Source organism: Streptomyces sp. NPDC006332 (assembly GCF_040612855.1).
In the GTDB taxonomy this organism is placed as follows: domain Bacteria; phylum Actinomycetota; class Actinomycetes; order Streptomycetales; family Streptomycetaceae; genus Streptomyces.
In genome coordinates this window covers 1-14,276 of record NZ_JBEXRA010000106.1, presented here as the reverse complement: position 1 = coordinate 14,276, position 14,276 = coordinate 1, and the positions used below count along the sequence as shown (strand labels likewise).

General features: G+C 71.4%; 12 protein-coding genes. 7 read left to right on the top strand and 5 right to left on the bottom strand.

The window, feature by feature from the left end:
* Window positions 1-202: 202 nt before the first annotated feature.
* Window positions 203-1,408 carry an MFS transporter gene (locus tag ABZ027_RS42285; RefSeq protein WP_356778281.1) on the top strand — a complete coding sequence of 402 codons (1,206 nt, stop codon included), beginning with the start codon at window positions 203-205 and terminating at the stop codon, window positions 1,406-1,408.
* Window positions 1,409-1,605: 197 nt separating this feature from the next.
* Window positions 1,606-4,323 (top strand): family 78 glycoside hydrolase catalytic domain, encoded by a 2,718-nt coding sequence (locus ABZ027_RS42280; protein WP_356778279.1) that lies wholly within the window; start codon window positions 1,606-1,608, stop codon window positions 4,321-4,323.
* Between the two features lie 28 nt (window positions 4,324-4,351).
* On the opposite strand, the gene ABZ027_RS42275 is transcribed toward ABZ027_RS42280, so the two are convergent.
* The 3 genes from ABZ027_RS42275 to ABZ027_RS42265 are packed head-to-tail and all read right to left on the bottom strand — an operon-like array spanning window position 4,352 to window position 6,887.
* Entirely contained in the window at window positions 4,352-5,002 is a 651-nt protein-coding gene (locus ABZ027_RS42275; protein ID WP_356778277.1) for a 3-oxoacid CoA-transferase subunit B, read from the bottom strand.
* Window positions 4,999-5,694 carry a 3-oxoacid CoA-transferase subunit A gene (locus ABZ027_RS42270; RefSeq protein WP_356778275.1) on the bottom strand — a complete coding sequence of 232 codons (696 nt, stop codon included), beginning with the start codon at window positions 5,692-5,694 and terminating at the stop codon, window positions 4,999-5,001. Before ABZ027_RS42270 ends, ABZ027_RS42275 begins: the two co-directional genes overlap by 4 nt.
* A complete protein-coding gene (locus ABZ027_RS42265; RefSeq protein ID WP_356778273.1) occupies window positions 5,691-6,887 on the bottom strand; it encodes a thiolase family protein in 1,197 nt (398 codons plus the stop codon). Before ABZ027_RS42265 ends, ABZ027_RS42270 begins: the two co-directional genes overlap by 4 nt.
* A gap of 71 nt (window positions 6,888-6,958) precedes the next feature.
* On the opposite strand from ABZ027_RS42265, the gene ABZ027_RS42260 reads away from it, so the two are divergent.
* Window positions 6,959-7,840, top strand: a complete 882-nt coding sequence (locus ABZ027_RS42260; protein ID WP_356778272.1) for a LysR substrate-binding domain-containing protein — start codon at window positions 6,959-6,961, stop codon at window positions 7,838-7,840.
* 131 nt (window positions 7,841-7,971) lie between these two features.
* On the opposite strand, the gene ABZ027_RS42255 is transcribed toward ABZ027_RS42260, so the two are convergent.
* Entirely contained in the window at window positions 7,972-8,982 is a 1,011-nt protein-coding gene (locus ABZ027_RS42255) for a cytochrome c oxidase assembly protein (RefSeq protein ID WP_356778270.1), read from the bottom strand.
* Between the two features lie 228 nt (window positions 8,983-9,210).
* Here ABZ027_RS42255 and efeU point away from each other — a divergent pair, with 228 nt between their 5' ends.
* Complete coding sequence (efeU, locus tag ABZ027_RS42250) at window positions 9,211-11,274, top strand: iron uptake transporter permease EfeU (RefSeq protein ID WP_356778268.1); 2,064 nt, start codon at window positions 9,211-9,213, stop codon at window positions 11,272-11,274.
* Window positions 11,275-11,321: 47 nt separating this feature from the next.
* Complete coding sequence (gene efeB / locus ABZ027_RS42245; RefSeq protein WP_356778283.1) at window positions 11,322-12,602, top strand: iron uptake transporter deferrochelatase/peroxidase subunit; 1,281 nt, start codon at window positions 11,322-11,324, stop codon at window positions 12,600-12,602.
* A 71-nt stretch (window positions 12,603-12,673) separates the two neighbouring features.
* Here efeB and ABZ027_RS42240 read toward each other — a convergent pair whose 3' ends face one another.
* Window positions 12,674-13,114 carry an Lrp/AsnC family transcriptional regulator gene (locus tag ABZ027_RS42240; RefSeq protein ID WP_356778266.1) on the bottom strand — a complete coding sequence of 147 codons (441 nt, stop codon included), beginning with the start codon at window positions 13,112-13,114 and terminating at the stop codon, window positions 12,674-12,676.
* Between the two features lie 80 nt (window positions 13,115-13,194).
* Between ABZ027_RS42240 and ABZ027_RS42235 the strand changes: the two genes are divergently transcribed.
* Window positions 13,195-13,941, top strand: a complete 747-nt coding sequence (locus tag ABZ027_RS42235) for an AzlC family ABC transporter permease (RefSeq protein ID WP_356778264.1) — start codon at window positions 13,195-13,197, stop codon at window positions 13,939-13,941.
* The gene (locus ABZ027_RS42230; protein WP_356778262.1) at window positions 13,934-14,242 is read left to right on the top strand and encodes an AzlD domain-containing protein; all 309 of its coding nucleotides are present in this window, start codon (window positions 13,934-13,936) and stop codon (window positions 14,240-14,242) included. Before ABZ027_RS42235 ends, ABZ027_RS42230 begins: the two co-directional genes overlap by 8 nt.
* Window positions 14,243-14,276 lie beyond the last annotated feature (34 nt).

Genomic DNA, 14,276 nt, shown 5'->3' with positions numbered 1-14,276 from the left:
CCTGGACGAGGTGGCCGGTCTGGCGCGCGGAATGTCCCGCTCCAGGCGGACCCGGCGACGCGCACCCATCGGCGCGGACCCGGCCGCGCGAACCCGGCGGCGCGGGGCATGGCGCCGCCCTGCCGCCATGACAACCCCGGCCCCACCCGCCCCTCCCCCGCCGGGTGCCGCCGCGCCTTGACCATGTGACAAAGGAGTCCTCATGCCTCACGACGACCGGGACGTCAACGCGGTGCTTCCCGCATCCGCGGCCTCATCACCGGACGCCGACCAGGCTCCCGCCAAGCCCGCGATCGAGGCGCCACCGCTCCAGAAGGTCGGCAGGGCCTACCTCGTGTGGCTGATGATCGCCAGCTTCGGGGGCTCCCTGGCCCTGATGGTGCCGCTCTCCTACTCCCTCGCTGTGCGCATCGACTACCTCGCGCCCGGGCACGAGGAACGACTCGGGTACGTCACCGGGTCCGCGCAGTTCGTCTACCTGGTCCTCAGCCCCCTGATCGGCCTCTGGAGCGACCGCACACGTTCCCGCTTCGGCCGCCGTACCCCCTTCATGGTCGGCGGTGCCCTGCTCGGCACCGCCGCGCTCGTCGGCGTGGCCCTCGCGCCGTCGGTCCCGACGCTGGGCCTCGCCTGGGTGGCCGGAATGATCGGCTGGGCGACGGCAGGGCAGGCGATCCAGAACGTCCAGGCGGACCGGGTGCCCGAGGAGCAGCGGGGCCGGGTCTCCGCCCTGACGAGCGTCATGACCCAGATCGCCCCGGTGATCGGCATCGGCCTCGCGTACGCGGTGGCCTCCAGCACCTTCCTGGTGTTCCTGGTCCCGGGCGTCCTGGGTGCCGCCCTGGTGCTGCTCTTCCCCCTGCTCAAGCCCGAGGGCGACTCCCGCGCACTGGTGCGCAGCAGCGGTGTGACGTTGAAGGCGATGGTCGCCAGCTACGGCTTCAACCCGCGCAGGTACCCGGACTTCGGGTGGAACTGGCTCGGCCGCTTCGTCTTCTTCATGGGCCTGTACTTCAACACCACCTTCGGCACCTTCTTCTACGCGCAGCGGCTGGACCTGCCGGTCAAGGAGGTCGCCGGGATCGTGGCGGTCATCGGGACCATTGGCGTGGTGGCCGCGGCGGGCGGCGCCATCGGCGGCGGCTTCCTCTCCGACAAGCTGGGCCGGCGCAAGCTGTTCGCCATGATCGGCGCCACGGTGTTCGTCGCCGGGGCGGCCACCGAGGCGTTCGCCCACTCGCTGCCGCAGTTGGTCGTGGGCGCGGTGCTGATGCAGTTCGCCATCGCCGTGTTCAGCGCCGTCGACCAGGCGATCGTGTTCGCCGTCCTGCCGGACCGGGCCGAAGCGGCCGCTACCTCGCGGTCGTCGGCTTCGCGCAGAAGATCCCCAGCGCGGTCGCCCCGCTGATCGCCCCGCTCGTCATCACTCTGGGGGTCAGCACCGGTGGCGAGAAGAACTACACGCAGCTCTACCTGCTCGGCGCGGTCCTGGCCCTGATCGGTGGCCTCATCGTCAAGTTCAAGATCAGGTCGGTCCGATAGCCCGCCTCCCGGCCGTCAGCCCCGCACAGCATCCCGTTCAACCGAGTTCCGAGAGGGCACAGCATGCGCGACGCACCGTACGACCTGGCTGTCGACAGCGGCGGGGACGACTTCCCGGTGTCCGGGCCCACGCCCCGGCTGTCGTGGAAACCGCCGTCCGACGCGGCGCACCCGGTGGCGTACGAGATGCAGTGCACCGTCGACGGCGTAGCGCACTCCACCGTGACCACCGCTGCGGACGGGCACCGGTTCCTCCCCTGGCCGTGGGCGGCGCTGGACAGCGGTCGCCGGGTGGCCTGGCGGGTCCGGGCGCTCGGCACCGACGGTGATTCGCCGTGGTCGCCGTGGCACGCGTTCGAAAGCGGTCTGCTGGACGCCGACTGGCGGGCGCACTGGATCAGTCCCGCCGAGGCCGACGATCGCGGATACGGCAAGCGGCCCGCGTATGCGCTCTCGGCCCGCTTCCAGGTGCCGACCGGGGTGCGCTCGGCCCGGTTGTACGCGACGGCGCTCGGCGTGTACGAGGCGTACGTCAACGGCGAGCGGGCCGGCACCGCCCACCTCACTCCCGGGTCCACCTCCTACGACCGTACGCTTCACGCCCAGGCCTACGACGTCACGGCCGCCGTCGTCCCGGGCGACAACCGGATCGAGATCCTGCTGTCCGACGGCTGGTACCGGGGCCAGGTGGGCGCCTTCCGCCAACCCTCCGGCTGGGGCACGGTTCTCGGCGCGCGGGCCGAACTGCACCTCGCGCACGAGGACGGCACACGGCACGTCGTCCGCACCGACGGGACGTGGACGAGCGCGGAGTCGGCCATCACCCGGGCCGACCTCATGGACGGGCAGACCACCGACTTCCGGGTCGGGCCGGGCAGCGAACGGCCAGTCCTCGTGGACCAGGTCGAGGCGCCCGCGATCACCTGGTCGTCGGCCCCTCCGGTGCGGATCGTGGAGTCGCGCCCCGCCCAGTCGGTCCGGCGGCTCGAGGACGGGCTCTGGATCGCCGACTTCGGCCAGAACGCTTCCGGCTGGATCACCCTGAGCGACCTCGGCCCGTCCGGCACCCGTACCGTCATCGACTACGGCGAACACCTCGGCACCGACGGTGATCTGACGACCACTCACCTGAACGCGACACGGCCGGGCCAGGCTCCGGTCCCCTTCGTACAGCGCGACGAGGCCGTGTCCGCGGGCGGCGACGCGACGTTCGAGCCGCGCCACACCGTGCACGGCTTCCGCTACGTCCGCGTCCGTCGCGACGGCGCCCCGCTCGACCCGGCGAGCCTCGTCATGCGGGTCGTCCACTCGGACCTGCGCCGCACCGGATCCTTCAGCTGCGGCCACGAAGACCTCGACCGCCTCCACGAGATCGCCGAGTGGAGTTTTCGCGGCAACGCCGTCGACGTGCCCACCGACTGCCCGACCCGGGAACGACTGGCCTGGACCGGCGACCACCAGGTCTTCGCCTCCACCGCGACGCGCCTGTACGACGTCCTGGGCTTCAGCCGCAAGTGGCTGCGCTCCGTGCGCGACGACCAACTGCCGGACGGCCGGATCGCCAACTTCTCGCCCGACGGTCGCCGTATCAAACACCACCTCGACGACCAGTTCGCCATGATGACCGGCTCGGCCGGCTGGGGAGACGCCGTCGTCGCCGTCCCATGGGAGCTGTACGAGTCGTACGGCGACCGGGAGGTTCTCGCCGAGAACTGGGAGGCGATGGTCCGTTGGGTGGAGTGGGCGCTCGACACCGCCCGCACCGCCCGCCATCACACCCGCGTCGAACGCTCGCCCGAGCCGCTGCCGCACGAACAGTACCTCTGGGACGGCTCCTTCCACTGGGGTGAGTGGACCGAGCCGAAGGTGAAGGCGGCCGACGGCACCCGAATCGACCCGGTCCAGAGCGACCCCGTCGCCTGGTTCATGGCCGACAAGGGCGAGATCGGCACGGCTTTTCTGTACCGCTCGACGGCGACCCTCGCCCGCATCGCACGGGTGCTGGACCGCGCCGAGGAGGCGAACCACTACGCGGCGACCGCCGAACGGATCCGCGACGCCTGGCGCACCGAGTTCCTCTCCCCCGACGGACGTACCGCGGGCGACACCCAGGCCGGCTATGTGCGCGCGCTGGGCCTGGAACTCGTCCCGGAAGAGCTGCGCCAAGCCGCCGCCGCGCGCCTGGTCGAGCTGATCCGCGCGGCCGGCACCCACCTCACCACCGGGTTCCTCGCGACCGGCGATCTGCTGCCGGTCCTAGCCGACACCGGGCACGCCGACGTCGCCTACGAGTTGCTCCTCCAGCGCACCCCTCCATCCTGGCTGTGCATGCTCGACCGGGGCGCGACCACCGTCTGGGAGGACTGGGAGGGCGTCGACGTCAACGGCACCGCCCATGACTCCCTCAACCACTACGGCAAGGGCGCGGTGGTCCGCTTCCTGCACACCCACACCCTGGGACTGCGCCAGAGACCCGGGTCGATCGCCTGGGAGTCCTTCGAGGTCGCGCCCGTCCCGCACCCGTCCGTCCCCTGGGCCGGGGGCACCCACGAGTCCCCGCAGGGCACGATCGCCGTCGAGTGGCGGACGGCCGGCGACCGCCTCACGATCACGGTCGACGTCCCACCGGCCACCACCGCACGCATCGTCTTCCCCGACGGCACCACCGTGGGCCCTCTCCCCTGCGGCCGGTCCAGCGCCACCCACCGGCTGCTGTCGGCCGCGCCGGTCGCCGGCCCCGCCGACGAGCGTCGGCGTAGCGCGACGCGGCAACGCCGGTGACCCAAACAGACCTTGGAGAACCGCACGCTCAATGCGCCACGGTGATGCCGAGTCGCTCCGCGAGTTCGTCGGCGCTGACGCCGTACGTCTCACGGATCCGTATGCCCTCGGGCCCGACGTCGAAGACGCCGTGGTCGGTGTAGACGCGGCTGACGCAGCCGAGTCCGGTGAGAGGGTAGGTGCACCGCGGCACGAGCTTGGGTTCGCCGGAGCGGGTGAAGAGGGTCATCATCACGTAGACGTCCTTCGCGCCGATGGCGAGGTCCATGGCGCCGCCGACGGCGGGGATGTCGTCGGGCCTGCCGGTGTGCCAGTTGGCGAGGTCGCCGTTGAAGGCGACCTGGTAGGCACCGAGGACGCAGACGTCGAGGTGGCCGCCGCGCATCATGGCGAAGGAGTCGGCGTGGTGGAAGTACGCCGCGCCCGGCAGTTCGGTCACCGGGACCTTGCCCGCGTTGGTCAGGTCGGGGTCGACCGCGTCGCCCTCCGCTTTCGGGCCCATGTTGAGCATGCCGTTCTCGGTGTGCAGCACCACCCCGGAGCCGTCCGGCAGATGGTCGGCGATCTTGGTGGGTTGCCCGATACCGAGGTTGACGAAGGAGCCGGCCGGGATGTCGCGTGCGATGACGGCGGCCAGTTCGTCCATGGAGAGACGGTGGTCGGTGGACGTGGTGGTCATCGTGCCCCCTGCACGGTGTAGTGACGGGCCGTCACTTGGACAACCCGGTCGACGTAGATGGACGGGGTGACGACGGCCTCGGGGTCGAGCTTGCCGGGCTCGACGACCTGGTCGACCTGGACGATGGTTGTCGTGGCGGCCGTGGCCATGACCGGTCCGAAGTTGCGGGCCGTCTTGCGGTAGACGAGGTTGCCCATGGTGTCCGCGACATGCGCGCCGATCAGCGCGTAGTCGCCCTTGATGGGGTACTCCAGCAGGTACCTCCGGCCGTCGATCTCCCGCTCCTCCTTGCCCTCGGCCAGTGGCGTGCCCACCGCGGTCGGGCAGTAGAAGGCGCCGATGCCGGCTCCGGCCGCGCGCATCCGCTCGGCGAGGTTGCCCTGCGGCACCACTTCGAGTTCGATCTTCCCCGCGCGGTAGAGGTCGTCGAAGACCCAGGAGTCGGCCTGCCGCGGGAAGGAGCAGAGGACCTTGCGCACCCGGCCGGCGGCCAGCAGCGCGGCCAGTCCGACGTCGCCGTTGCCGGCGTTGTTGGACACGATCGTGAGGTCCTTGGCGCCCTGCCGGATGAGCGCGTCGATCAGGTCGAACGGCATCCCGGCCAGACCGAAGCCGCCGACGAGCACGGTCGCCCCGTCCTCGATCCCGGCGACCGCCGCATCCGCGCTCTCGAAGAGCTCCGCCCGGCTCACTGGGCGGCCTCGCAGTTCTCGAGTACGACGGCCAGGCCCTGACCGACCCCGATGCAGATCGCGGCGACGCCGTAGCGCTGCCTCGTCTCGCGCAGCACCTTGGCCAGCGTGCCGAGGATGCGGCCGCCCGAGGCGCCCAGCGGGTGGCCGATCGCGATGGCGCCGCCCTTCTGGTTGACGATGGCGGGGTCGATCTTCCACGCGTCGACGCAGGCGAGCGACTGCACGGCGAAGGCCTCGTTGAGTTCGACCGCGCCCACCTGGTCCCAGCCGATCCCGGCCCGGGCCAGCGCACGGTTCGCGGCCTCGACCGGGGCGTAACCGAAGGCCTGCGGCTCCAACGCCATCACGCCACGACCGGCGATGCGGGCGATCGGGTCCGTTCCGATCGTGCCAGCCGCGTTCTCACTGCCCAGCAGCACCGCGGAGGCGCCGTCGTTGAGCGGGCTGGCGTTGCCCGCTGTGATGGTGCCGCCCTGCTCCGGGGTGCGGAAGACCGGCTTGAGCCCCGCCAGCACCTCCGGTGTGGATCCGGGCCGGATGCCCTCGTCGCGGGTCAGGTCGGCGCCGTCGAACGGCACCACCAAGCCGTCGTAGAAGCCCGACTGCCATGCTTCGTGGGCGAGTTGATGGGAACGGGCGGCGAACTCGTCCTGCCGCTCGCGGGAGATCTTGAAGCGTTCCGCGAGTTGCTCGTTGGCCTCGCCGAGGCTGACCGTCCACTCCTTCGGCATCCGCGGGTTGACCAGCCGCCAGCCGAGCGTGGTGGAGACCGCGGTGACGTCGCCGGCCGGGAACGGCTTCGCCGACTTGGGCAGCACCCACGGCGCGCGCGTCATCGACTCCACGCCGCCGGTCAACACCACCTCGGCATCGCCGGACTCGATGGTCCGGCCGGCCGTCATCGCCGCGTCGAGGCTGGAGCCGCACAGCCGGTTGACCGTGCTGCCGGGCACGCTCACCGGAAGCCCGGCGAGCAGCGCAGCCATGCGGCCGACGTTGCGGTTCTCCTCGCCGGCTCCGTTGGCGTTGCCCCACACCACGTCGTCGATCGCGGCGTGGTCGAGGCCCGGCACCCTGGCGAGTGTCGAGGTGATCGCGGCGGCGGCGAGGTCGTCGGGGCGGACCCCGGCGAGCGCGCCGTTGAAGCGGCCGAACGGTGTCCGTGTCGCGGCATAGATGAAAGCACTCATGACGGTAACGCTAGTCACGAACCTCGATATTCTGAAGTACGTATATCCGAGCTGATTGATATGGGTGGCATATGGATCTGCGTCATCTCCGCTACTTCGTGGCGGTGGCCGAGGAGCGTCACTTCGGTCGTGCCGCCGAGCGTCTCCACATGGCCCAGCCGCCGCTCTCCCAGCAGATCCGGCAGCTGGAGGCCGAGCTCGGCGTCGAGCTGTTGCACCGCACCACACGTCGCGTGGATCTGACCGAGGCAGGCCGGGCCTATCTCGAGCGGGCGCGTGACATCCTCGCCGACGTCGACGCGGCGGTCCAGCACGCACGGCTCGTCGCGGCCGGCTCGGTGGGCCACCTCGCGATCGGGTGTGTGGGCTCGGCGACGTACAGCCTCCTGCCCGCGCTCTCACGCCGGCTCACGGAGGAGCTGTCCGGCGTCGACTTCTCCTTCCGCGGCGAGATGCTCGCGCCCGACCAGGTCGAGGCGCTGCGCACCGGCGCGATCGACGTCGCGCTGCTCCGGCCGCCGGCGGCCGACCTCTCTCTCACCGTGCACACTCTGCGCCGGGACCGGCTCGTCGTCGCCGTACCGGCCGACCACCCCCTCGCGCGCCGGAAACGACTGCGCGCCGCGGACCTCGCCGGTGCGGACCTGATCGTGCACTCCGCCGACCGCCGGTCCGTGATGTACGACGTCGTCCTAGGCCTGCTGCGGGACGCCGGTGTCGAGCCGCACATCCGCCACGAGGTCGGTGAGACGTCGACGCTGGTCACGCTCGTGGCCGGCGGCCTCGGCGTCGCGGTCGTCCCCGAGCCGGTGACCGCGCTGACGCTCGACGGTGTCGTCTACCTGCCGCTGTCCGGGGCGGCCGCCCGCGTGGAACTGGCCGTCGCCCACCGCGCCGACCGCTCGGAGCCACATCTGGCGCGCACCGTGGGAATCATCCGGGCGATGTTCTGACACATCAACCGGCGCCGGACAAGGCCGCCCGCCGCAGCGCGACGACCCAGCCGGGGGTGGCGGCCCGGGGCGACGTCAGGCCGCTCGATCGGTCCGCGCAGGCGCCGGGTCGGATCGCCACTGGCAGCCGGTCAGTCGTCGCCGTGGTGGCGTCGGATGCGCGCAGCCACCTCGTTGTGTTCGGTCTCCCACCAGGGGCGGACGCGTTCGGGCTGCGGGTCCTGGCCGGGGGGCGGGGGCGCGGCGGGGGTCAGTTCCGCGTCGAGGCGGCGGTCCAGGGCCACGGTCTGCACCCGCTCCGCACGGGCCCACTGGAACAGGAGCGCCAGCAGGAAGGGCAACGCGGCCAGTTCGGCGATGCCGAGCATCGCGCCGCCGCCGATCTGCTGGTCGCGCTGGACGTCCGGGGACCAGGAGGGCGCGTGGTACAGGTACCAGGCGCCCGCGATGAGCGTGCCGTGGGTCATCACGACGATGCCCGGCACGGCGTCGACGATGCCGTCGAGGAAGACCAGCGCCGCCCGGACCGGATGGGTGCACCAGGCGGGCAGCGCCTGCTCGCGGGTCAGGACCGGGACGACGAAGAGGCAGCCCGCGACCAGGAGGTGCAGGTACATCAGCTCATGCAGCCAGCCGACCCGCAGGGCGGTGGCGAAGTACGGCGTGAAGTACACGGTCAGTTCGGTGGTGAGCACCAGGACCGTGCTGACCAGGGGGAACGTCAGGACGCGTACCACCCCGCCGGTCATCCTCCGGCGGACCCGGGCCGCCGCGCCTTCGGGAAGTGCCTCGACGGCGAGTCGCAGCGGATCGCCCAGGGCGAGGCCGAGGGGTGCCACCAGGTCGAGGAGGACGTTCTGGACGGCGGCCGGCCAGAACAGCACGTGGTCGTAGACGGCGAGCCCGGACATCGTGGCCACCGTCAGCGTGCCCAGTCCGAGGACCGCGAACACGACGGAGCGGGCGAGCGGCCAGCGCTCGGCGCGCCGGTGGATCCGCCGTACGCCCCAGCCGTACAGCGTGGCCAGCACGGCGATCAGGAGCAGCGCGGGGATGTCCGGCTGCCAGGTCGTCAGCAGCCGGCCCGCGGTCAGCTCCGCGAGCCGGCCGGTCGACAGGTCTGTCGTCGCGTCACCGGTCATGCGGACGGTCCTCCTCCAAGCCGGCCGGGGCGAAGCATGTGTCGTCCCAGCGAGACCGTAGCCGCCGGAAGAGCCCGGACCGGCAGCGGGGCCTTCTTCCTACGGCGGGACGATCCTCCTGGTCGGGTTTTGGCTCCGGAATTACCTTTCCGGGACTGATTGATTGCATAGCCGCAGGTCATGATGGTTCGCGTTGAACTTAGGCATGCCTACGCTAATGAGGACCGCATGTGGGATGACGCGTTTCCGAGCTTCCTGATCGGACTGCGGGAAGGACTGGAAGCGGGACTGATCGTCTCCATCCTCGTCGCGACGCTGGTCCGGGCCGGTGCCCGCTCCCGGCTGCCGCAGGTGTGGACCGGTGTCCTCGCGGCGATCGCGCTCGCCCTGAGTTTCGGCGCGGTGCTCACCTTCACCGCGGCCTCCCTGTCCGCGACCGCCCAGGAGTCCTTCGGTGGCACCCTCAGCGTGATCGCGGTCGCCTTCGTCACCGCCATGGTGTTCTGGATGCGCCGCTCGGCCCACAGCCTGTCCGGCGAGATCAAGGAGAAGGTCACCGGCGCGCTCGGCATGGGCGCGGGCGTCCTGGTCGCCACCTCCTTCCTCGCCGTGGGCCGGGAGGGCCTGGAGACCGCGCTGTTCCTGTGGACCACCGCCCAGGCGGCCGGGGAGTCCGCAGGCCCGCTGACCGGCGCCGCCGTCGGGCTCGTCCTGTCGGCCGCGCTGTGCTGGGGTCTGTACCGGCGAGCACTGCGGATCAACCTGACGAAGTTCTTCACCGCCACCGGCGCGGTGCTGATCGTCATCGCCGCCGGGGTCCTCGGCTACGGCCTGCGCGACCTCCAGGAGGGAGGCGTACTGCCAGGGCAGACGTCGTACGCCTTCGACCTCAGCGGCAGCGTCGACGCCGGGGCCTGGTACAGCACCCTGGTCCAGGGCGTGTTCAATCTGACGCCGGCCATGACGTGGCTCCAGGTTCTCGGCTACGGCGGCTACCTCGCCGTGGTGATGACGGTGTTTGTGCGGGGTGTGCGTGGCCCGGCGCCGGTCCCGCAGACCGAGGGCCCCTCGCCAGTCCCAGAGGCCGGCGGCCCCTCGGAGATTACGGAACCCCGGATCCCTTCGACCGCCCGGCGCCGTCCCGCCTGGGTCGTCCCGGTCGCCGTCGTCACTGTCCCCGCCCTGATCGCGGGTGTCGCGGTCGCCTTCGGCCGGCCCAAGCCCGCCGCCGCCGAGACCGTCGCCGTCTCCGAGAAGGAGTGCGGCAAGGGCTTCAGCGCGCCCAAGCCCGGCCGGCAGACCTTCCAGATGCACAACACCGGCGACAAGACCGCAGAGGTGTACCTCGTCGACCCGTCCACCAACGCCGTCTACGGCGAGGTCGAGGGTCTGGCGCCCGGCACCACACGCGCACTGGGCGCCACCGTCACGGGCGGCACGTACGCGTGGCGGTGCGTGCCGAGCAACGGGGCCGCGGTGACCTCCGAGGCGGTCCGGGTCGCCGGCGGGGGCACCTCGCAGGCGGTCGTCCCGGTGTCCGAGCAGGACCTCTCCGGCCCGCTCGGGCAGTACAGGACGTACGTCGACAATGGCCTGACCACGCTCGTCGGCCAGACCCGCACTCTCGCCGCCGACATCAAGGGCGGGCATCTCGACAAGGCGCGCGGCGACTGGCTCACCGCGCACCTCACCTACGCCTCCCTCGGCGCCGCCTACGGCACCTTCGAGGACTTCGACCAGAAGATCAACGGCAGGGCCGACGGCCTGCCCGACGGCGTGCACGACAAGGACTTCGCCGGTTTCCACCGCGTCGAGTACGGCCTGTGGCACGGCGAGTCGGCGGCCTCGCTCGCCGCCCCGGCCCAGCAGCTCGCCACGGAGGTCGCCGGACTGCGAAAAGCCTTCCCGCACCAGGACTTCGACCCGTCCGACCTGCCGCTGCGCGCCCACGAGATCCTCGAGAACACCCTGCAGTTCGAGCTGACCGGTGACACCGACGAGGGCAGCGGCACCAGTCTCGCCACCGCCGACGCCAATCTCGCCGGCACCCGCGAGCTGCTCGCCGTACTGAAGCCGCTTCTGGCCACGCGTGCTCCGCGCCTGCTGCCGACCGTCGACGCTGACGTCGCCCGACTCCAGACGCTCCTCGACGCGGCCCGGCGCGGGGACGCCTGGACCCCTGTCACACAGCTCGACGCCACCGCGCGGGCCCGGGTGAACGGAGCCACCGGGCAGCTCCTGGAGGACCTCTCCCCGGTTCCCGACCTGCTGGAGATCCGGAAGTCCGCCTGATGAGCACCCGACACGACAACTCCGTACACAGCGAAGGGAACACCCCCATGCCGTCCGCCGAATCCCCCGTACCGCAGGGTGGTTGCCCCGCCGGTGCCGGCCGCCGTTCCTTCGTGAGGACGGCACTCGGCGCCGGGGCCGCCGGGGCGGTCCTGGCCGGCGGCGGCCTCGCCCTCGCCGCGAGCGGCGGCACCGCACAGGCCGCCCCGCAGACGGAGAACGCCCCCGCGGTCCCCTTCCACGGCATCCATCAGGCCGGGATCCTCACCCCCGCGCCGGCGGCGGCCACCTTCGTGTCGTTCGACGTGATCGCCGAGGGCCGCGACGCACTCGCCGACCTGCTGCGCACGATCACCGCCCGCGCCCGCTTCCTCACCTCCGGCGGCCTCCCCTCCGACCTCGGCGTGGGCGCCCCGCCCGCCGACAACGGCATCCTCGGCCCGACCGTCCCCGCCGACGGCCTCACGGTGACGGTCGGCGTCGGCGCGTCCCTCTTCGACGACCGCTACGGCCTCGCCAAGGCCAGACCGCGCCGCCTGACCGCGATGCGGACCTTCCCCAACGACAACCTCAAGGCCGCCGAGTGCCACGGTGACCTGTCCCTCCAGATCTGCGCGGATCGCCAGGACACCGTGCTGCACGCGCTGCGCGACATCGCCAAGCACACCCGTGGAGCCATGCAGATCAAGTGGCGCATCGACGGTTTCCAGAACGCGCCCCGGCCCACCGGCGCCCAGCGCAACCTGCTCGGCTTCAAGGACGGGATCGCCAATCCCGACGTCCACTCGGCCCGTGAGACCGACCGGCTCGTGTGGGTCGGGGACGGCGACGACGAGCCCGCCTGGGCGTCGGGCGGCAGCTACCAGGTGGTCCGCGTCATCCGGATGCTCGTCGAGTTCTGGGACCGGGTCTCGCTCAGCGAGCAGGAGCTGATGTTCGGCCGCCGCAAGGACACCGGGGCCCCGTTGGACGGCGCCAAGGAGACCGACATCCCGAACTACGCCAAGGACCCCAAGGGCGAGGCGATCCCGCTCGACGCGCACATCCGGCTCGCCAATCCCCGCACCGCCCGCACCGACAGCTCCCGCATCCTGCGGCGCGGCTACAACTACGACCGCGGGATCGACTCCGTCGGCAACCTCGACATGGGCCTGGTCTTCTGCTGCTACCAGCAGGACGTCCACCGGCAGTTCGAGGCGACCCAGACCCGTCTGATCGACGAGCCGCTCGTCGACTACATCTCCCCAACCGGCGGGGGTTACTTCTTCGCACTGCCGGGCGTGCGGGACGGGAAGGACTGGCTGGGCCGCAGCCTGCTCACCACCTGAACCCGCGGCCCGCACACCCTCCTCCCCGGCGGCGGCTCCGGGAGTGCCTTTGAGTAGCGCCCCACCTTCCCCTACGGCCCAGGCTTCACGGTCTTCATCGTGAAGCGTGAGGTGACGTTCTTGATCCGGGGGATGGTCATCACGCGTCCACTCAGGAACGTCTCGTACGCGGGCAGGTCGGCGACAGCCACCCGTACGAAATAGTCGGGGCTCCCGAACAGCCGCCGCAGCTCCAGCACCTCCTCCGCCTGCGCCAGCGTCTGCTCGAAGAGCTGGACCGTCTCCGCGTCCTGCGCCTCGAGACTGAGGTCGATCAGCACCTCGAAGGAACGGTTCACCGAGGCCGGATCGATGACGGCCCTGTACCCCCTGATGACCCCGTCGGCCTCCAGCCGCTGCACCCGCCGCAGGCACGGCCCGGTGGTCAGGCCGACGCGTTGGGCCAGCTCCACGTTGGTCAGCCGCCCGTCCCGCTCCAGCTCGGCAATGATTGCCTTGTCGATCGCGTCCACGACTCGAATATTGCACAGATAAGGTCCCGCAGAGCAATATTCGCAACCACATGTCACGGCTTCTGCGCGACGATGGATCCGTGCAACATGACGTGCTCCCCCACCCGGCCACCCCGGCCGCCCCGACCCCGGGCCCTTCCGCCCGCCGATCCCACATTGCCCTCGGCGTTCGCGACTCCTTCTCCGCGGGCCTGGGCATCTTCCCTCTCGGCATCGCCCTCGGTCTGCTGATCGTCCAGGCGGGACTGCCCTGGTGGCTCGCCCCGGCCCTCTCCCTGGCCGCGTTCGCCGGCTCCCTGGAACTGCTGCTCGTCGGCATGATGGCCGCCGTCACGCCACTCGCCGCGGTCGCCCTGACCGTGTTCGTGGTCAATTTCCGGCATGTCTTCTACGCCTTCTCCTTCCCGCTCCACCTGGTCAGGCACCCGGCGGCCAAGGCGTACGCGGTGTACGCGATGATCGACGAGGCATACGCCGTCAACGCCTCCCTGCCCGAGCGTGAGCGTTCGGCACCCCGGCTGCTGGCCATGCAGATCGCCTGCGAGACGTACTGGGTCGGCGGCGGACTGGTGGGGGTCGCCCTGGGCGCGGCCCTGCCCGCTCCGATCAAGGGCCTGGAGTTCGCCCTGTGCGCCCTGTTCACCGTGCTCACCCTGGATGCCTTCCGCTCCCGCAAGGAGCTGCCGTCCCTGCTGCTCGCGGGTGCGAGCGCGACCGTCGCCCTCGTCCTGACGCCGGGCATGGCGATGTTCACGGCGCTGCTGGTGTTCGTCGGCCTGCTCCTGGTCCGCCACCTCACCACGGCGCGGGGGGCCGCCGATGCCTAGCACCTCGTATCTGATCGCCGTCCTGGCGATCGTCTTCAGCATCACGCTCGCCCTGCGCGCCCTCCCCTTCGCCGTGCTCGGCCGGCTGCGGGACGCGGAGATCGTGCGGCGCCTCGCGATGTGGATGCCCGTCGGGATCCTCGGCATCCTCGCGGTGACCGCACTGCACGGCACGGTCTCGGCCGACCCGGGCGGCACCTGGTACGCGCTGCTCGCCGTGGCCGTCACGGTCGCCGTCCAAGTCGTCCCAGCGGCCCCCGCCGCCCCCGCGCCCCTCCTTGCTCAGGGAGACACCCGGTGAGTCGCCGCCCCGGCTCCGACGCCGACGCGCCACC

What these genes read in the sequence shown, in the direction of transcription:
- ABZ027_RS42285 (WP_356778281.1), top strand. Translation starts at nt 203, where the DNA reads ATGCCTCACGACGACCGGGACGTCAACGCGGTGCTTCCCGCATCCGCG.
- ABZ027_RS42280 (WP_356778279.1), top strand. Translation starts at nt 1,606, where the DNA reads ATGCGCGACGCACCGTACGACCTGGCTGTCGACAGCGGCGGGGACGAC.
- ABZ027_RS42275 (WP_356778277.1), bottom strand. Translation starts at nt 5,002, where the DNA reads ATGACCACCACGTCCACCGACCACCGTCTCTCCATGGACGAACTGGCC.
- ABZ027_RS42265 (WP_356778273.1), bottom strand. Translation starts at nt 6,887, where the DNA reads ATGAGTGCTTTCATCTATGCCGCGACACGGACACCGTTCGGCCGCTTC.
- ABZ027_RS42260 (WP_356778272.1), top strand. Translation starts at nt 6,959, where the DNA reads ATGGATCTGCGTCATCTCCGCTACTTCGTGGCGGTGGCCGAGGAGCGT.
- ABZ027_RS42255 (WP_356778270.1), bottom strand. Translation starts at nt 8,982, where the DNA reads ATGACCGGTGACGCGACGACAGACCTGTCGACCGGCCGGCTCGCGGAG.
- efeU (WP_356778268.1), top strand. Translation starts at nt 9,211, where the DNA reads ATGTGGGATGACGCGTTTCCGAGCTTCCTGATCGGACTGCGGGAAGGA.
- efeB (WP_356778283.1), top strand. Translation starts at nt 11,322, where the DNA reads ATGCCGTCCGCCGAATCCCCCGTACCGCAGGGTGGTTGCCCCGCCGGT.
- ABZ027_RS42230 (WP_356778262.1), top strand. Translation starts at nt 13,934, where the DNA reads ATGCCTAGCACCTCGTATCTGATCGCCGTCCTGGCGATCGTCTTCAGC.